16 protein-coding genes are annotated in these 18,005 nt (G+C 69.1%); 10 read left to right on the forward strand and 6 right to left on the reverse strand.

All coding sequences use genetic code 11. The features are described 5' to 3' along the window. The first annotated feature begins 36 nt into the window (after positions 1 to 36). The gene (locus ACFQZV_RS12500) at positions 37 to 1,659 is read left to right on the forward strand and encodes an acyl-CoA carboxylase subunit beta (protein WP_378753414.1); all 1,623 of its coding nucleotides are present in this window, start codon (positions 37 to 39) and stop codon (positions 1,657 to 1,659) included. Between the two features lie 2 nt (positions 1,660 to 1,661). Beyond that, the gene (locus tag ACFQZV_RS12505; RefSeq protein WP_378753426.1) at positions 1,662 to 1,883 is read left to right on the forward strand and encodes an acyl-CoA carboxylase subunit epsilon; all 222 of its coding nucleotides are present in this window, start codon (positions 1,662 to 1,664) and stop codon (positions 1,881 to 1,883) included. Positions 1,884 to 2,135: 252 nt separating this feature from the next. On the opposite strand, the gene ACFQZV_RS12510 is transcribed toward ACFQZV_RS12505, so the two are convergent. Genes ACFQZV_RS12510 through ACFQZV_RS12525 form a run of 4 tightly spaced genes read right to left on the reverse strand, consistent with a single transcriptional unit; the run spans position 2,136 to position 6,497 of the window. Further along, on the reverse strand, positions 2,136 to 3,185 hold the full coding sequence (locus ACFQZV_RS12510; RefSeq protein WP_378753416.1) for a hypothetical protein: 1,050 nt from the start codon (positions 3,183 to 3,185) through the stop codon (positions 2,136 to 2,138). Beyond that, positions 3,182 to 4,489 (reverse strand): sensor histidine kinase, encoded by a 1,308-nt coding sequence (locus ACFQZV_RS12515; protein ID WP_378753418.1) that lies wholly within the window; start codon positions 4,487 to 4,489, stop codon positions 3,182 to 3,184. The genes ACFQZV_RS12510 and ACFQZV_RS12515 overlap by 4 nt, the downstream gene beginning before the upstream one ends. Next, on the reverse strand, positions 4,486 to 5,169 hold the full coding sequence (locus tag ACFQZV_RS12520; protein ID WP_378753420.1) for a response regulator transcription factor: 684 nt from the start codon (positions 5,167 to 5,169) through the stop codon (positions 4,486 to 4,488). Before ACFQZV_RS12520 ends, ACFQZV_RS12515 begins: the two co-directional genes overlap by 4 nt. After that, positions 5,166 to 6,497 carry a class I SAM-dependent RNA methyltransferase gene (locus ACFQZV_RS12525; RefSeq protein ID WP_378783337.1) on the reverse strand — a complete coding sequence of 444 codons (1,332 nt, stop codon included), beginning with the start codon at positions 6,495 to 6,497 and terminating at the stop codon, positions 5,166 to 5,168. Before ACFQZV_RS12525 ends, ACFQZV_RS12520 begins: the two co-directional genes overlap by 4 nt. 53 nt (positions 6,498 to 6,550) lie before the next feature. Between ACFQZV_RS12525 and ACFQZV_RS12530 the strand changes: the two genes are divergently transcribed. Beyond that, positions 6,551 to 7,228, forward strand: coding sequence for a Maf family protein (locus ACFQZV_RS12530; protein WP_378753431.1), 678 nt, complete (start codon positions 6,551 to 6,553; stop codon positions 7,226 to 7,228). 78 nt (positions 7,229 to 7,306) lie between these two features. Continuing rightward, positions 7,307 to 9,088 (forward strand): acetyl/propionyl/methylcrotonyl-CoA carboxylase subunit alpha, encoded by a 1,782-nt coding sequence (locus ACFQZV_RS12535; RefSeq protein WP_378753433.1) that lies wholly within the window; start codon positions 7,307 to 7,309, stop codon positions 9,086 to 9,088. A 47-nt stretch (positions 9,089 to 9,135) separates the two neighbouring features. On the opposite strand, the gene ACFQZV_RS12540 is transcribed toward ACFQZV_RS12535, so the two are convergent. Further along, on the reverse strand, positions 9,136 to 10,584 hold the full coding sequence (locus tag ACFQZV_RS12540; RefSeq protein ID WP_378753435.1) for an NAD(P)H-quinone dehydrogenase: 1,449 nt from the start codon (positions 10,582 to 10,584) through the stop codon (positions 9,136 to 9,138). 92 nt (positions 10,585 to 10,676) lie between these two features. Here ACFQZV_RS12540 and ACFQZV_RS12545 point away from each other — a divergent pair, with 92 nt between their 5' ends. The 4 genes from ACFQZV_RS12545 to ACFQZV_RS12560 all read left to right on the forward strand — a co-directional run bounded on the left by ACFQZV_RS12545 (position 10,677) and on the right by ACFQZV_RS12560 (position 15,270). Then, positions 10,677 to 11,510 carry a purine-nucleoside phosphorylase gene (locus ACFQZV_RS12545; protein WP_378753437.1) on the forward strand — a complete coding sequence of 278 codons (834 nt, stop codon included), beginning with the start codon at positions 10,677 to 10,679 and terminating at the stop codon, positions 11,508 to 11,510. Continuing rightward, the gene (locus ACFQZV_RS12550; protein WP_378753439.1) at positions 11,507 to 13,231 is read left to right on the forward strand and encodes a phospho-sugar mutase; all 1,725 of its coding nucleotides are present in this window, start codon (positions 11,507 to 11,509) and stop codon (positions 13,229 to 13,231) included. The genes ACFQZV_RS12545 and ACFQZV_RS12550 overlap by 4 nt, the downstream gene beginning before the upstream one ends. Positions 13,232 to 13,320: 89 nt before the next feature. After that, positions 13,321 to 14,676 (forward strand): MFS transporter, encoded by a 1,356-nt coding sequence (locus ACFQZV_RS12555; protein ID WP_378753441.1) that lies wholly within the window; start codon positions 13,321 to 13,323, stop codon positions 14,674 to 14,676. Positions 14,677 to 14,685: 9 nt separating this feature from the next. Continuing rightward, positions 14,686 to 15,270, forward strand: coding sequence for a GNAT family N-acetyltransferase (locus ACFQZV_RS12560; protein WP_378753443.1), 585 nt, complete (start codon positions 14,686 to 14,688; stop codon positions 15,268 to 15,270). A 4-nt stretch (positions 15,271 to 15,274) separates the two neighbouring features. On the opposite strand, the gene ACFQZV_RS12565 is transcribed toward ACFQZV_RS12560, so the two are convergent. Then, positions 15,275 to 17,185 carry a BglG family transcription antiterminator gene (locus tag ACFQZV_RS12565; protein WP_378753445.1) on the reverse strand — a complete coding sequence of 637 codons (1,911 nt, stop codon included), beginning with the start codon at positions 17,183 to 17,185 and terminating at the stop codon, positions 15,275 to 15,277. Positions 17,186 to 17,339: 154 nt separating this feature from the next. Between ACFQZV_RS12565 and ACFQZV_RS12570 the strand changes: the two genes are divergently transcribed. Both ACFQZV_RS12570 and ACFQZV_RS12575 read left to right on the forward strand, forming a co-directional pair. After that, entirely contained in the window at positions 17,340 to 17,687 is a 348-nt protein-coding gene (locus ACFQZV_RS12570) for a PTS sugar transporter subunit IIB (protein WP_378753447.1), read from the forward strand. Positions 17,688 to 17,726: 39 nt separating this feature from the next. Continuing rightward, the gene (locus tag ACFQZV_RS12575) at positions 17,727 to 18,005 is read left to right on the forward strand and encodes an HPr family phosphocarrier protein (protein WP_378753449.1); all 279 of its coding nucleotides are present in this window, start codon (positions 17,727 to 17,729) and stop codon (positions 18,003 to 18,005) included.

Genomic DNA, 18,005 nt, shown 5'->3' on the forward strand with positions numbered 1-18,005 from the left:
AACCTCTCGCGCCCTCCCGTCGCTAGGGTGGAATCCGTGACCGACCAGCCCGACCTCTTTACGACCGCCGGCAAGATCGCCGACCTCCGCGCGCGCTACCAGGAGGCTGTGCTCGACGCCGAGGCGACGGCGAAGGAAAAGCAGCACGCGAAGGGCAAGGGCACCGCGCGCGAGCGCATCGACATGCTCGTCGACCCGGGGAGCTTCGTCGAACTCGACGAGTACGTGCGGCACCGCACCGCGGCATTCGGCATGGACCGCTCCCGCCCCTACGGCGACTCGGTCGTGACCGGTGTCGGGACGATCCACGGCCGCACGGTGGCCGTCTACGCGCAGGACTTCTCCACGTTCGGCGGATCGCTCGGCGAGGTCGCCGGCGACAAGATCATCAAAGTGATGGAGTTCGCACTGCGCAGCGGCATCCCGATCGTCGGCATGCTCGACTCGGGTGGCGCCCGCATCCAGGAGGGTGTCGTCGCCCTCGGCAAGTACGGCGAGATCTTTCGCCTGAACACCCAGGCGTCAGGTGTCATCCCGCAGATCTCGATCATCATGGGCCCGGCGGCCGGCGGTGCGGTGTACTCCCCCGCGCTCACCGACTTCGTGGTCATGGTCGACAAGTCCAGCCAGATGTTCGTCACCGGCCCCGATGTCATCAAGACGGTCACCGGCGAAGACGTCGGAATGGAAGAACTCGGCGGCGCCCACACGCACAACACCCGCTCAGGGGTGGCGCACTATCTCGCCGAAGACGAAGACGACGCGATCGACTACGTGCGCACGATGCTCGGATTCCTGCCCGACAACAACATGGCAGAGCTGCCTGCCTACGAACCGGTGTTCGAGTTCGAGACGACGGATGCCGATCGCTTCCTCAACGGCGTCATCCCCGACTCGCCCAACCAGCCCTATGACATCCATGAGGTCATCCGGCACATCGTCGACCCGGCCCCGGGCTCGGGCGAGAGCGCGTCGGGGGTGGGCGAGTTCCTCGAGGTGCAGCCGCTGTTCGCCCCCAACATCGTCATCGGGTTCGGGCGCATCGAGGGCCGCAGCGTCGGGATCATCGCCAACCAGCCGTCGCAGATGGCCGGAACCCTGAACATCGAAGCCGGTGAGAAGGCGAGCCGGTTCGTACGGTTCTGCGACGCGTTCTCGATTCCCATCGTCACCCTCGTCGACGTGCCCGGGTACCTGCCCGGGACCGACCAGGAGTGGACGGGTGTCATCCGCCGCGGTGCCAAGCTTCTCTACGCCTATGCCGAGGCGACCGTGCCGCTGGTCACCGTCATCTTGCGCAAGGCTTATGGCGGCGCGTACATCGTGATGGGCTCGAAGCAGCTCGGCGCCGACATCAACCTCGCCTGGCCGACCGCCGAAATCGCGGTGATGGGAGGTCAGGGCGCGGTGAACATCCTCTATCGCGGTGAGATCAAGAAGGCCGAAGAGGCCGGTGAAGACGTCGCCGCCGTGCGTACGCGGCTCGCGAACGAGTACACCTACAACGTCGCCTCGCCGTTCCTCGCAGCCGAACGCGGCGAGCTCGACGGGATCATCGAGCCGGCACAGACACGCGTCTCCATCGCCAAGGCGCTGCGCGCCCTGCGCGGCAAGCGTGCGAGCCTTCCGGCCAAGAAGCATGGGAACATTCCCCTGTGACGATGCCCGACGACCCGGATGCGGTGACCCTCGATGTCCGCCGTGGCAATCCGACGCCCGAAGAGCTCGCGGCCCTCATCGCGGTCGTGAGCGAAGCGTACGCGAGCGAATCGGCGGCCGCCGTCGCGGAAGACGCGCCCACCCGCACGGCGTGGTCGGTGTCGCAGCGCGCGCTTCGCTCCCCGTTGCGTCGCGACGTGCGCTGGGGACAGTTCGCCGGCTGACCCGGCCCGGTGTCCGGATCGGGTGTCCCCCGAAATACCTACAGACACGATCTTTTCGGCTGGCGAGAATTGTTGAGCTGGAACGCATCGCGTTCGGTTGACCTGCTCTCTTGAGCTCAGGTTCGGCCCCGCGGACGGTTTTCGGGTAACCGTCCGCACGGCGAGGGGCGGACGGCTTCGCCGCCCCTCGCCCCCTTCTCGGACGGGCCGGTCCCCGCTTCGGCTCCCCCGGACGAAACGGGACCGGCTCGGTCAGACGTGCTGGATCTCGCGCCAGAGGTCCACCGCATCTTCGTCGCTGAGCCCTTCGTCGGACACCGACCGACCGACGACGGTGACCGCGATGGTCTCGTGGGGCGATGTGCGGATGTAGATCCGGTCGGACGAGGCGTTGCGCAGCGTCTCGGCGAGTTCGCGCCGGATGCGTGCGAGAGTCGCCTCATCGACCCCCTCGAGCCCCCCTTCGTCGAGCACGGTGACCGCAGCGCCGCGGCGCCGTGCGCGCTCGAGCTCGGCGCGGACGTCGTCATCGAGCAGACGCGGCCCGCGCAGTTCGTCGCGCAGGCGTCCTTCGGCCACGCGCGCCTCGAGCCGGTCGGCGTCGGAGAGGACGCCTCCCGTGACGACAACGCGGCTGAGCACGGGCCCGGCGATCGCGAGCGCGCGCTGGATCTGGACGCGTCGTTCACGCTGGCGCACGAGTTGCGAGGACTGCCAGGCGGATGCCGCCCGCTGCAGCTGAGCGAGCTGGCTCGTGTCGCGCGCCGCGCGGTCGAGCGAGAACCGCACGAGGTGGGCGACGATGACCCAGACGATCGAGCCCACCAGCCCGAGGGCGAGCGCGGAGGCCGGCCCCATGAGCACCATGGACTCGATCGTGAGGACGGCGATGCCGGCCCACGCCATCCACGCGCGACGACGTACGAGCACGATCACCATGAGTGCACCGAGTCCGCCCAGATACCAGGTCGCGTACGGGGCGGTGGTCATGTCCTCCCCGACCGCGTAGGTCGTGGTCAGCGGCACCAGCACCGCGGCGGCGAGGGCGAGCGCAGCCGCCCAGACGGGCAAGCGGTTCGCCGTGGTGATGTGCAGGGCGGGATCTGCGATTCCCATCGACGCGCGGCGCGCCGACGATGGTCGCCACCCGATGCAGATCCAGGTGACCACGAGATAGAACGCGAACCCGACGAACATGAAGGCCGGGTGTGGCGCGGGTTCGCCGATGATCAGCACGACGCGAACGGCGATGTAGGCCGTGAAGGCGAAGGCCAGTCCGGAGAGGATCGCGCGGACGCTCATCGATCGCCCTCCCCCGCGTCGTCGGGCGTGTCGGGAACGGGCTGAGCATCGTCGACCGCGGACGGGGGCGCCGGCCACAGCAGCACGATGATCGTGCCGGCCGCACTGGAATCGAGCTTCACGGTGCCGCCTGCCGCGGCGACCCGCGCGATGATCGACCCCCGGATGCCCAGTCGGTCGTCGGGCACGGCCTCCATGTCGAAGCCCTCCCCCGAGTCTCGGACGACGACCCTGATCCGATCCGGCGAGCCGCCGAGGGCGACGCTGAGCCCCACCCCGTCGGCGTGCTGGACGGCATTGGCGATCGCTTGCGTCGTGGCGAGCACGAGGGCACGCGCCACGCGTCCGGGAACACTCGGCGCGTCGTCGGCGACGTGCCGATCGACCTGGAGGGTCACGCCGAGCTCGCGCGCGGCCACCTCGACCTGGTCGGCGAGACCGTGCGGGTGTTGCGCCGCGTCGCTGCCCTCACGACCATCCTGTTCCGCGTTTGCCAACCGCGTGAGCGCTTCTCGGGCCATCGCCACCGCGAGGGTTCGGGCGCGCGGCGAGACGGCGCGTTCCGCGGCGATGAGCGCCGCCAGCACACTGTCGTGCATGAGCGCGGCCACGGCGACGCGCTCCTGCTCGGCCGCATCCGCCGCTGCGGCCGCCGCATAGGAGTCGACAGCTTTCGCACGCGCGCCGTCGACACCGACGGCGATCGAGCGCAACACCCATCCGAGCGAGAGGATCACTCCCCCGAGAATGAGGGCGAACGACACGTCGAGCCCGACGGCGAACCATGCCTCAGGGGTGAACCCGCCCTGCAGAAGACGCACGAACCCGAAGATCAACGGGACGGCGATCGTCCAGACGATCTGCAGCGCGACGGGGAACGCAAGCACGGCCGCGAGGGTCGCGATGTTGACGAGGTACCAGATCCACGGCGCCTCGCCGTCGGGGAGGTGCTCCCCGATCGTCACGAGCGGCCACACCAGCAGGCATGTCAGATAGACCACCGCGAAGATACCGGCGGCGAGCCGCACGGCGCGCCCGACCAGACACGCGACGACCATGATCGTGAGCGATCCGAAGACCACGGCCAGCAGCACGTCTTGCGCGCCGTCCAGGAGCGCCCGCTGTCCGAGGGCAGTCAGCAGCGCCTGCGCGGCGAGAATGAGCGAGCCGACCCCCGACGAAATCGAGATGATGCGCTCCACGCGCTGCCGCGTGAACGTCCCGATCCCCGCGGTCGCTTCGCGCGAATGCGGGATGAGGCCCCACGCATCCTCGAGAGTCGACGAGGGACCGGTGGAGGTCACTTCGAGCGCTCGGAATCGCTCGGTGGTGCGTCAGCCGAGGTCTCTGCGAGGATGCCGTCCTCCATCGCCCGTCGCAGCAGGTCGACCTTCGTCGGCGCCGGGCGGCCGACCTCGACGTACTTGACGCGCACGCGCGTGATGTTCTCCTTCGCCGTGGAGTAGGCCACACCGAGCCGGTCGGCGACGATCTTCAGTGGCAGCCCGGCCGCATAGAGGCGAAGCACGTCACGCTCGCGCGCGGAGAGTTGGGCATCGGCGAACTCACGGTCGCCTTCGACCGCGCTGGCCCATTCGACGTTGTTGAGGGGCTCACCGCGCGACACCGTCCGCACCGCCGAGAGCACATCGTCGATGCGGGCCGACTTGCTCACGACGCCGGCGGCGCCCGCGGCGAGGGCTTCCCGCACCGCGGCGGGCCGATCGGCGACCGAGTGGATGATGACGCTCGAGCCGTCACCGATGAGGTTGAGCACGTTCTCCGTGGCGGTCGTGCCGTCGCCGAGCGTCAGATCGAGGAGGACCACATCCGCCGGCGACGCACGACTACGCGAGCGCCACCCCAGGTACTCCGTGACGGTGCTCCCCGAAAACACGACATCCGTCGCCGGTGCGTTCGCGCACGCGGCCTCGAGTCCGAGGCGGACGGACTCGTGGTCGTCGATCAGCGCGACACGTGTCATTTCGCGGAACCTATCGGTGCGACGCGACGGAGGACCGCAAGGGCCTCCACGTGATGGGAGTGGGGGAAGAGATCGACCGCGTCGATCCGTTCGAGATCATACCCCTCGGCTCGGAAGGTCGACACGTCGCGGGCGAGCGCAACCGGGTCGCACGCGACGTACGCGACCCGCTCGGGGCCCAGATGCGCGATGGAGCGGACGACGTCGCGACCCGCCCCCGACCGCGGCGGGTCGAGTAGCACGACGCCTCGCGCCAAGCGCTCCCGTTCGGTCGCCGACGCCGTCGATGCGGTGTCACGCAACCAGCGGTCGACACGCCCCGTCTCGACGCGCGAACCGAGCCATTCGGCGAGGTTCGTACCGGCGTGCTCACTCGCCCGCGCGTCCGATTCCACCGACGTCACCCGGGTGCCGGCGCCGCCGAGCGTCGCCAGCGTCGCGGCGAAGAGCCCGACCCCGCCGTACAGATCGAGGTGCCACGCGTCGGGGTCCACCGCATCCGCCAGCGCCACCGAGACCAGCTGCGACAGCGAAGCAGCTGCCAAGCGGTGCACCTGCCAGAAGCCTCCGGCATCGACGCGGAACTCGCGGTCGCCGACCCGTTCGATGACCACTTCACGCGCCTTGTCGTGGCGCGCATCCGGTGCGGTCGAGCGCGCACCACTGCGTCGGGGCCCTCCCCGCCGTCCGCCGACGTCGCCCGGGCGGGGCAGGATGCGCACGCGCCCGTCCGCCGGCTGTACGAGATCGATGCGGCCGGGCGCGGTCGCGTGCAGGCGTGCGGCGGCGCGCTCGACGGCGGGTGTCGCCAGCGGGAGGTCGTCGACTGCGACGACCCGATGGCTGCGGGCGGCGAAGGGCCCGATGCGGCCTTCGTCGTCGACGTGCAGGCTCACACGGGTGCGCCATCCGAGGGCGTCCGGGGTCTCACCACGCCCATCAGCGTCGGCGGATGCCCCGGCGACCGGCACCGACACCTCCACTCCCCCGAAACGCTGCAGGGCGTCTTCGAGTACGTGCTGCTTGAGTCGCCGCTGCTCCGCCACAGCGATGTGGCCGAAGTCCGCGCCGCCCGGACGCTCCTCCGGCGGCGTGTCGAGGTCGGCGGCCCGCCACACGTGCGCACGTCGATGCGGCGAGGCATCGCGCACCTCGAGCACCTCGCCGCGCCAGAACGACGACTTCGCGGTGTCGGTCAACCGCACCCGCACACGCTCCGCCGGCAGCGCGTCGGGTACGAAGACGACGCGCCCTTCGTGCCGGCCGACGAACACGCCGCCGTGGGCCACGTCGGTCACGTCGAGGTCGATGATGTCACGGGTAACCATCCACCGATTGTTGCGCACGACCGCCAGATGCCCCATCCACCTACGCTGGGAACATGCGCGTGTGCCTCGCCTCGACCTCCCCTGCCCGGTTGATGCTCCTCGGACAGTTCGGCATCCGACCCCTCACCATCGCCCCGCTGGTCGACGAAGAAGCCGTGATCGCCTCCGTCGAGTCCGCCGAGGGCCGCTCGCTGAGCCCCGAAGAGCACGTGCTGCTGCTTGCCCGCCGCAAGGCCGCCGACGTGGCGTCACGGCTCGCCGACGACATCCCCGACTTCGACGGCATCGTCATCGGGGGCGACTCGATGTTCGAGCTCGACGGGGAGGTGCTCGGAAAGCCGCACACCCCCGAGAACGCCGTGGCGCGCTGGCGCGCGATGCGCGGGCGCACGGGCGTCCTTCATTCCGGACACGCCGTCGTGCGTGTGACGCCCGACGCGCCCGCGCGTGAGGTGCATGCAGTGGCCGCAGCATCGGTGTCGTTCGTCGACGATGTGTCGGATGCCGAGATCGAGGCGTACGTCGCCACCGGCGAGCCCCTCCACGTCGCCGGGGCGTTCACCGTCGACAGTCTGGGCGGCGCATTCATCGAGCGCGTCGACGGCGACCCCTCGACGGCCGTCGGCATGTCGCTGTCGGTGTTGCGGCGACTCATCGGCGAACTCGACGTCGTCTGGACCGACCTCTGGAACACCACCGACCCGTCCGTCGTGGAGACGCCGGCGTTGTAGTAGGAAGCCCACGTTCTTCGACGGTTCTTGTACGAATTGGTCAAAAGACCGACGAGGGTGCTCGGTAGGCTGGCATCCATGCCTCAGACCGCCTCGGCGAAGATCACCAAGGTCCTCATCGCGAACCGCGGCGAGATCGCCGTCCGTGTCATTCGCGCCGCACGCGACAGCGGACTCGCGTCCGTCGCCGTGTACGCCGACCAAGACCGCGATGCCCTCCATGTGCGCCTCGCCGACGAGGCATACGCGCTCGACGGCGAGACCAGCGCAGACACCTACCTCTCCATCGACAAGGTCCTGTCGGTCGCCCGCCGCTCCGGCGCCGATGCGGTACACCCCGGATACGGTTTCCTCGCCGAGAATGCCGACTTCGCCCGCGCCGTCTCGGCTGCGGGTCTCGTGTGGATCGGCCCGAGCCCCGAAGCCATCGAAGCACTCGGCGACAAGGTCACCGCGCGTGCGGTGGCCGAGAGGGTCGGGGCGCCGCTCGCTCCCGGCACGCCCGGGCCCGTCGCCGGAGCAGACGAGGTCGTCGCGTTCGCCGAGACCGTGGGGCTGCCCATCGCCATCAAGGCCGCCTACGGCGGCGGGGGACGCGGCCTGAAAGTCGCACGCACGATGGAAGAGGTGCCGGAACAGTTCGAGTCGGCCACGCGCGAGGCCATCGCCGCGTTCGGGCGTGGTGAGTGCTTCGTCGAGAAGTACCTCGACAAGCCCCGCCACGTCGAAACACAGTGCCTCGCGGATGCCGCGGGCAACGTCGTCGTCATCTCGACCCGCGACTGCTCGCTGCAGCGCCGCCACCAGAAGCTCGTCGAAGAAGCACCGGCCCCCTTCCTCACCGATGAACAGAATCGGATCCTCTACGAGTCGTCGAAGGCGATCTTGCGCGAGGTCGGCTACATCGGAGCGGGGACGTGCGAGTTCCTCATCGGCGCCGACGGGACGATCTCGTTCCTCGAGGTGAACACCCGACTCCAGGTCGAGCACCCCGTCTCCGAAGAGGTCACCGGCATCGACTTGGTGCGCGAACAATTCCGCCTCGCCGAGGGTGAGGAGATCGGCTACGACGACCCCGTCGCCGAAGGCCACTCGATCGAGTTCCGTATCAACGGCGAAGATCCCGGGCGCGGCTTTCTGCCGCAGCCCGGCCCGATCAACGTCTTCAAGACCTTCGGCGGCCCCGGCATCCGCCTGGATTCCGGTGTGACCGCCGGCGACAGCGTATCGGGCGCCTTCGACTCTCTGCTGGCGAAGATCATCGTCACCGGCCGCAACCGCGCGGAGGCATTGCAGCGGGCCCGGCGCGCCCTCGACGAGTTCGAGGTCGCCGGTCTGCCGACCGTTCTCCCCTTCCACCGCAAGGTCGTCGTCGACCCGGCGTTCACCGCCGAAGACGGGCACTTCGGCGTCTACACACGGTGGATCGAGACCGACTTCGCCGGCGGCATCCCGCCCTGGGACGGCGAACTCGAGTCACCCAAGCCCGCCGAATCGCGTCACACGGTGGTCGTCGAGGTGGGGGGAAAGCGCTTGGAAGTGAGCCTTCCCGACCGCATCGTGGCCGCACCCGGAACGGTCGGACGTCCTGCCGCCGTTCCACCGTCGCGTCGCTCACACGACACGTCGGCCATCGCGGGGGCCTCGGGGGACGCCGTCAAGGCTCCGATGCAGGCGACGATCGTCAAAGTCGCGGTCGAGCCCGGTCAGCAGGTCGTCAAGGGCGATCTCGTGATCGTGCTCGAGGCGATGAAGATGGAGCAGCCCATTCAAGCGCACAAGGACGGCACGATCGACGCGATCAACGCCGACCCGGGCACCACGGTGTCGGCTGGTCACCAGCTGATGCTCATCTCCTGATCCCGCGCAACGGGCGCGGGTACGGCCGCGCGCGGTGCTGAGCCGCGTCAGACGCCGTAGACGGCGTGGTCCACGACGTGCATGGCGCGCGCGGCGTCGGTGATGCTTCCGGCGAGAGAGGGGTACACCGCGAACACGCGCGACACCTGGTCGACGGTGAGGCGGCGCTCGACGGCGATCGCGATCGGGTAGATCAACTCGGATGCGCGGGGTCCGACGATGACCCCGCCGACGACACTCCCGGACCCCTGGCGGGCGATGAGCTTCACGAAGCCGTCCTTGATGCCCATCATCTTCGCGCGCGGGTTGGCCGCCAGCGGCAGCTTGTGCACGACCGCGTTGACGTTGCCGTCGGCGACGTCCTTCTCCTGCCACCCGACGGTGGCGATCTCGGGTGCCGTGAAGATGTTCGAGGTGATCCGGCGGCGCTCCAGCGGGATCACGACGTCGCCGAGGGCATGGAACACGGCGGTGCGCCCCTGCATGGCGGCGACGGACGCGAGCGGCACGAAGGTGGTGCAGTCGCCCGCGGCGTAGATATTGGGCACCGATGTGCGCGCAACCCGGTTGACCTGGATGTGCCCGGAGGAGGTCATCTGCACCCCGGCCTCTTCGAGCCCGATCCCGGCGGTGTTCGGGATCGATCCGACGGCCATGAGGCAATGGCTTCCTTCGACGGTCCGCCCGTCGCTGAGGGTCACGACGACGCCGTCGCCGACGTTCTTGACGCTGTCGGCGCGCGACTTCGACAAAAGGGTCATTCCCCCGCGCTTGAACACGCGCTCGAGCACGGCCGCAGCATCCGTGTCTTCACCGGGCAGCACCTGGTCGCGGCTCGACACGAGGGTCACCTTCGACCCGAGGTTCATGTAGGCACCCGCGAACTCGGCGCCGGTGACCCCCGACCCGACGACGATCAGGTGTTCGGGCAGCGCCTTCATGTCGTAGAGCTGGGTCCAGGTGAGGATCCGCTCTCCATCCGGCTTCGCGCTGTCGAGTTCGCGCGGCGATGCACCGACCGACACGACGACGGTGTCGGCCTCGACGCGATCGAAGTCGGTCCCGCCGGGCCCGGTCGAGACGACGACGGCGTCGTTGCCCTCGAGCCGGCCGTGCCCCGAAATGATCCGCACGCCCGCTTCGACCAGCGATGCACGCATGTCGTCGGACTGCTGACGGGCCAGCGACAGCAGTCGCTTGTTCACGGCGGCGAGGTTGATCGCCACCTCGGGCTTGAGAGGTCGCCCCTGCTCGGACTTCGCGAACAGCTGCACGCCGAGATCGCTCGCCCCGGCGATCGCGACGGCGGCGTCGGCCGTCGCGATGAGCGACTTTGACGGGACGACGTCGGTGATGACGGCCGACCCTCCGACACCGGCGCGCTCGACGAGGGTCACCTCGGCACCCAGTTGAGCGGCGGCGAGCGCCGCCTCGTATCCCCCGGGGCCGCCACCGATGATCGCGACGGACTGCGTGCGCTCGAAGCTCAAGGACATGCGTCCATTCTTGCCGACGGATGCCCCGACTCGACACACCCGTGATCCGGGCATCACTGGCCTCCGGCCCCGCGCGTTCCTAAAGTGGGGGGATGCACGACACGACCGAGAACCCTCTCGACGATCCGCACGCGGATCCGTTCGCGATCGCCGCGGAGGCCGCCGCCGACATCGCCCGCCTCACGGGCGTCGAGCGGCACGACATCGCCCTCACCCTCGGAAGCGGGTGGGGCAAGGCCGCCGACCTCATCGGCGAGACCACGGCGGTGGTGACCGCGACCGATGTGACGGGGTTCAGCAAGCCCGCCCTCGCCGGGCACGTGGGCACGCTGCGGAGCGTTCGCACCCCCAGGGGGCGCAACGTGCTCGTCATCGGTGCCCGCACCCATTTCTACGAGGGGCACGGCGTACGCCGAGTGGTGCACAGCGTTCGGACGGCGGCAGCGACCGGCGCCCGCACGATGGTGCTCACCAACGGTGCCGGCGGCATCCGCCCGTCGTGGAAGCCGGGTCAGCCGGTACTCATCAGCGACCACATCAACCTCACCGCGGCATCGCCGCTCGAGGGCGCGACCTTCATCGATCTCACCGACCTGTACTCGACGCGACTGCGCGATCTCGCGCGTTCGATCGACCCGACCCTCGACGAGGGTGTGTACTGCCAGTTCCGCGGGCCGCAATATGAGACCCCCGCCGAGGTGCAGATGGCGAAGACGATCGGCGGCCACATCGTCGGGATGTCGACGGCGCTCGAGGCGATCGCCGCACGTCAGGCGGGCATGGAGATCCTCGGGTTCTCCCTCATCACGAACATGGCAGCGGGCATCCAGACCACACCGCTGAGTCACCAAGAGGTGATCGATGCCGGCCGCGAAGCCGAGCCTGTGATCTCGTCGCTCCTTGCGCGCGTGGTGGGTGCACTGTGAGCGGGCACGACGAGGTGCGTTCGGATGCGGAGACCACGGTCGCTGACGACCTGCTCGCCGCCGCAGAGGCCTGGCTCGCTCAGGACCCCGACGGAGAAACGCGGGACGAACTGCGCGCGCTGCTCACGGCGGCACGCGCGGGCGACACGGATGCGGCGGCCTCGCTGAACGACCGGTTCTCGACCCGCCTCGCGTTCGGCACGGCGGGCCTGCGCGGCGAACTCGGCGCCGGGAGCAATCGCATGAACCGGGTTCTCGTCGGACAGGCCGCGGCGGGGTTGGCCGAGCACCTGCTCGCCACCTCGTCGAGCGACGGTGCGCCGACGGTCGTCATCGGATACGACGGGCGCCGCAAGTCCGATCTGTTCGCGCGCGACTCGGCGGAGATCTTCGCCGGCGCCGGACTTCGCGCCATCCTGCTGCCGCGGATGCTGCCGACACCCGTGCTCGCGTTCGCCGTGCGACACTTCGGCGCCGATGCAGGCGTCATGGTGACGGCATCGCACAACCCTCCGAACGACAACGGCTACAAGGTCTATCTCGGCGCGGCCGAGGGCGGGTCGCAGATCGTCTCGCCGGTCGACGCCGAGATCGCGGCATGCATCACGCGTGTCGCCGCCGAAGAAGACGTGTCGACCCTTCCGCGCTCGCTCGCGTTCGAGACGGCGAGCGAGGCCGTCGTCGACGCCTATATCGATGCGACGGCCACCGTCGCGCCCGCCGATGTCGGCACCGATGGGTTCACCTGGGTGTACACCGCGATGCACGGCGTCGGGTGGGAGACCCTTGCGCGCATCGTGGAGCGGGCCGGCTACCCCGCCCCGGTCGTGGTGGACGCGCAGGTCGAGCCCGACGGCACATTCCCGACGGTGGCCTTCCCCAATCCCGAAGAACCCGGAGCGATGGATCTCGCGTACGAGACGGCCCGCGCCGCGGGGGCGGAACTCATCATCGCGAACGACCCGGATGCCGACCGCCTCGCCGTCGCCGTGCCCGACGCGTCGGCCGACGGCGGGTGGCGGAGTCTCACCGGCAACCAGATCGGGCTGCTGCTGGGCTGGCGTGCGGCTCGCCGCGCGGCCGCCACCGGCGCGACCGAGGGTGCGTCGCTGGCCTGCTCGCTCGTGTCGTCGCCCGGCCTCGCGGCCGTGGCCGAGCACTTCGGACTCGACTTCCACGCCACCCTCACGGGATTCAAGTGGATCGCGAGGGCGCCGGGCCTGATCTTCGGCTTCGAAGAGGCGCTGGGCTACCTCGTCAATCCCGAGACCGTGCGCGACAAGGACGGCATCTCCGCTGCGGTCGCCATGCTCGGGTTGGCCACCGGGGCGCGCGAACGTGGAGAGACGCTCGCCGATCTGCTGGCGGAATTCGATGCGACATTCGGCGCGTTCGCGAGCGACCAGATCTCGGTGCGCGTCGATGACGTGTCCACCATCGCGCGCATCATGTCGGCTTTGCGTGAGACGCCCCCGCGCGCCATCGGCGAGGTCGAGGTCGAGAGGGTCGACGATCTTCTCGATGGAGTCGACGACCTGCCGCCCGGTGATGTGCTGCGGTACTGGCTGACCGATGGCTCGCGCGTCATCGTGCGACCGAGCGGCACCGAGCCGAAACTGAAGCTCTACCTCGACGCGCGGGGTGACTCGACCGCTGAGGCCGACGCCAGAATCGCCGCCCTGGCCGCGGGCGCCCGCGCGCTGCTCGACGCGCTTAGCTGAGCCGGGAGCCGCGCTCCGCGGGCAGCCTGACGGTGTCCGCGGTGCGTGGTAGCTTTCTCTCGCTCTCTTGCGATACCGAAGGCGTGCCCATGTCAGATCACGAGCGTGCGGCGGCCGATTCCGACCCACCGCACTGGCTGCGCAACACCGTGCTGTTCCTCGGCGGACAGTCGGCGAGCCTGTTCGGATCGATGCTCGTGCAATACACGGTGTTCTGGTACCTGACCATCACGTACCAATCCGGCGTCGTCATGATGCTGGCGGCGGTGTTCGGGTTTCTCCCCCAGGCTGTCGTGTCGATCTTCGGCGGGGTCTGGGCGGACCGCCACAACCGCAAGTTCCTGATCATGGGCGCGGATGCCGCAATCGCCCTGTCGACGCTGGCACTGGCTCTGGTGATGGTCACCGGCTATCACGAGGTGTGGCTGATCTACCTCACGATGGCGATCCGCTCGGCGGGCGCCGGCATCCAGACCCCCGCCGTCTCAGCGCTGATCCCGCAGATCGTTCCGATGCGGCACCTGATGCGGGTGAACGGCGTGAACGGGTCCGTTCAGTCCGCCATGGCGCTTCTCGCCCCGGCGATCGGCGGCGCACTCTACGCGTGGGCGTCCGTGGTGTACGACGCAACGGCGGCCGCGCTCATTCCGGTGTTCTTCATCGACGTCATCACGGCGGCCCTCGGCATCGCACTGCTGGCGTTCATCCCTGTGCGCGCCGTGCGAACAGCGGCGGATGCGGCGACCGGCTACTTCGCCGACCTGGTCGACGGGGTGCGCTACGTCGTGCACCACGGCTTCGTCCGCTGGCTTCTCATCGTTTTCGCGATCATCTTCGTGCTCACAGTGGCCCCGTCGAACCTCACACCCCTCATGCTGGTGCGGAGCTTTCCCGCCGGGCAGGCTCAGGACGTCCTGAACCTCGCCGTCTTGGAAGTCGCGTTCAGTATCGGCATGGTGCTCGGGGGCGTGTTCGTCGCGTCGTTCTTCGCCACGCGCAGCCGCATCGGGCTCATCGTCTTGTCGTCGCTGGTGTTCGGTGCGCTGTCGATCGGCCTGGGCCTCTCGCCGAACATCTGGGTGTTCTTCGGGTTCATGTTCCTCGTCGGACTGGCCGTTCCGTTCTTCTCGACCCCATCGATGACGCTGTTGCAAGAGACGGTCGAACCCGAACGACAGGGCCGGGTCTTCGGGTTCGTCGGCATCGTGATGGCGGTCGCGATGCCACTCGGAATGCTGGTGTTCGGCCCGCTCGCCGACCTCTTTCCCATCGAGCTTCTCCTCGTCGCCGCGGGCATCCTCACCTTCGTGGTGATCGGTCTCGCCGTCGGGTTGCCGGCCGGTCGCCGGGCCATCGCCGCCGCACGACTGGCTTCCGAAGCGAAGACCCCGACCGAAGGCGCGCAGGCGGTCGAGCAGGCCATGCAGGACGACACACGACCGTAGGCTCACACCATGCTCCTCACCAACCCGGTCACGCTCGAGAACGCCTGGGTTCGCCTCGAACCGCTGTCGCGCGCGCACGTCGCCGATCTCGCCGACGCATCGGCGGGGCTCGACCACGCCTGGTACACCTCAGTGCCGACGGCCGACCACATGGCCGATGACGTCGCTCAACGCCTGACGTGGGCGGCAGAGGGCACGATGAACCCGTGGGCGGTGCGCCGACTCGACACGGGCCGGGTCGTGGGCACGAGCACGTTCTGCAACATCGACCAGCCGAACCGGCACGTCGAGATCGGGCACACATGGTTGGGGATCGACGCACAGCGCACCGCGGTCAACACGGCCGCCAAGCTCCTTCTGCTCGGCCACGCGTTCGAACGCTGCGACGCGATCGCGGTCGAGTTCCGTACCCACTGGCACAACCGTCAGTCGCGTGAGGCGATCGCGCGCCTCGGTGCAAAACAGGACGGCGTGCTCCGCAACCATCGCATCGGTCCCGACGGGACGATGCGCGACACCGTCGTGTTCTCGATCGTGCCCGACGAATGGCCGACGGTACGGCTCGGGCTGATCGAGCGACTCCGCCGCGGCTGAGGACTCAGCCGTCGATCACCGCCGCCAATTCGTCGAGGAACGCCGCGAAGTCTGTTCCGCGACGCACGATCCGCTGCACAGACTCCCGCTCGCTGAAGACCTCGACGAACTGCTCGAACACCGTCTGGAACGCCTCACGGTCGTTCTCCGAGAACGCGACGAGCGCGACGACCTGCACCCTCCCCTCTCCCCACGGGATCGACGGTTCGGCGATGCCGATGGCGATCGCCGTGCGGGTGGCGGTCATCCCCAGCGCGTGGGGTACCGCGAGTGCGTCGGTGAACGCCGTCGACGACAGGTTCTCCCGCTCGATGGTGCGTTCGACGTAATCCTCGTCGATGACGCCGTGCGCGACCAGCAGGGCACCGAGTCGGCGGATGATCTCAGCCTCGGGCGCGGCGGGCACTCCGCGCACGAAGGCATCGGGTGAGAAGTACCCCTCGAGATCTGCCCGCAGTCGCGCCAGCCGACGCGACCGTCGGATACGGCCGGCCGCGACCTGCACCCGCTCGACGTCCGCGTCGGTGAGGAACGGCTGAATCCGCACGAACCGTTCACCCGACGCGGGCGGGTCCATCGTCGTCAGCACCAGGTCGGTGTCGATCGACGCCCAGTCCGGGTCGACGCGTGTCTCGACCCCGACGACCTCGATCGCCTGCCCGAGCGAGCGGTCGACCGACGAGCGCAGCAGCTCGTGAAGCTCGTAATACCCGGGACACACGATGGTCGCCGACAGCAGCTGGTCTGCGCGCCGGCTGCGTTCGAGACGCCCGCCGATGTGCATTGCGATGTAGGCGATCTCGTCGTCGAGCAGCGGGATGTCGAGTCGTTCGTGAAGAGCGTTGGCGACGAAGACGGCGACGTCGAAGATCATCGGGTACGTCGACTTCAGGGAACGGGTGAGGGGGTTACGCGACCAGGCCTGTTCGCGGGCCCGGTGGCGCAGATTCTGCACGTGCATCGCCAAGCGGACGATGAAATCCTCGTGCACGATATCGACGAGGAACTCCGTGGCCGCCTGAGCGACCACCTCGCGCACCGCCTCTTCGACATCGGGCTCGAGCCGCATTCGCGGATCAGCCGACGCGCCGGGCGCGACGACCCGCGTGCGCACGAGCATCGCGAGGTGCTGAAGGTCTCCGGCGCCGAGTTCGACATCGAGGTGGCGAGTCACCAAGCGAGCAATGATCGGCGCCAGCTCCTGTTGCGCCGGAGTGGGATCGGCGCCCGCCGCATCCAAGCCCCGGTCGCGCGAGACACGATCGGCGGCGATCGCGATGTGCATCACGACATCGGCGATGCCGATCTCGTTGACGAAGTAGCCGAGCCCGTTCAGCTCCGTCACGAGATCGGACCGCAACGGGCCGAACGCATCCGCCCCGAGTGATTCGGTGCCCAGCGCCCGACGCAGCGCTTCGAGGTCGAACGATCCGGCATCCATCTCATCGTGAGCCAGACGTGAGAGCAGCCGCCGCTGTGCTCGCTCGGTGCCGTGCAGCCGCGCACGTGCCGCGGACCTCTCGAGGGTCAGTTCCGTGCCACCGAGCAGTGCGCGCACACGCCCCAGGTCGGCATCGAGCGTCGCTTCGCTGACGTGCAGCGTCTCGGCCGTCTCGAACACGTCGATCCCGTCCGCGTGAGCGAGCAGAGCGCGTACGAGCGTGTGCAGCCGATCCCGGGGAGTTCCCGGCGTTTCGGCGACGCGCAGGGCGGTCGCCGCATCCGGCCCGGCACGATACCCCTGCGGACCGGACTCGATAGCGACACCGTCGCCCGCACGGGCGTTGACCGCTGCGACATACGAGCGAATGCTGCGCGGGGTGACACCGATCGCGTCGGCGAGCGCCGAGGCCGTCGCCCACTGTCCGTCGCGGACGAGGATGCTCAGGAGGCGATCTTGGCGGGCTCTGGCCACGGCATCTCCCCTCCTGCAGGCGTCACCACAGTCAACCACGGCGTCGAGCGCGGCGCCGCGTGCACGTGGAACAGGGTTTCCGCCCCCGAGGAAGAAGGACTGGTTGTCGTCCCTGTCCGCGCTGACGAGAATTGGCGGAAAGGAAGGTGGGTCGATGAGGATCCTGGTGGTCTGTGGAGCGGGTGCGTCGAGCACGTTCGTCGCTCAGCGCGTGCGTCATGCCGCGCAGGATCGTGGCCTCCCCTATACCGCCTTCGCGGGCACCGAGCAGTCGCTCCCGATCGACCTCGATGCCGCCGACGTCGTCCTCGTCGGGCCGCACCTGTCACATGCGCTGCCGCGCATCCACGCAGACGCTGCGCACCGCGGAACGACGGTCGTGCTGCTGCCGGCCGACATCTTCGGCGATCTCGACGGCACGCGGACGCTCACGCTCGTCCGCGACGCGATCGGAGCGGCCGGGGGGTCTGCTCCGATCGCGGGCGCTCCCCCACCCGCGTGAGCGCGCCCCACCCTCTTGCTCGCTCAGAAAGGTCACCCCATGCCTGTCATCACCCGCACCGTTCGGATCGGTTCGTCACACGGACTCCACGCGCGTCCGGCGAAGCTGTTCGCGCAGGCCGCGAAAGATGCCGGCATCCCCGTCACGATCGCGAAGGATGCCGGGGCTCCGGTCAACGCCGCAAGCATTCTGGGCGTCATCGCCTTGGGCATCGAGCAGGGCGACTATGCCACGCTGAGTGCGGACGGCGATTCGGCCGAAGCGGTGTTGGACACCCTCGCCGAGTTGCTGGCGACTGACCACGACGCGGAGGCATGA

The organism is Microbacterium koreense (assembly GCF_042677105.1).
Lineage (GTDB): Bacteria > Actinomycetota > Actinomycetes > Actinomycetales > Microbacteriaceae > Microbacterium > Microbacterium koreense.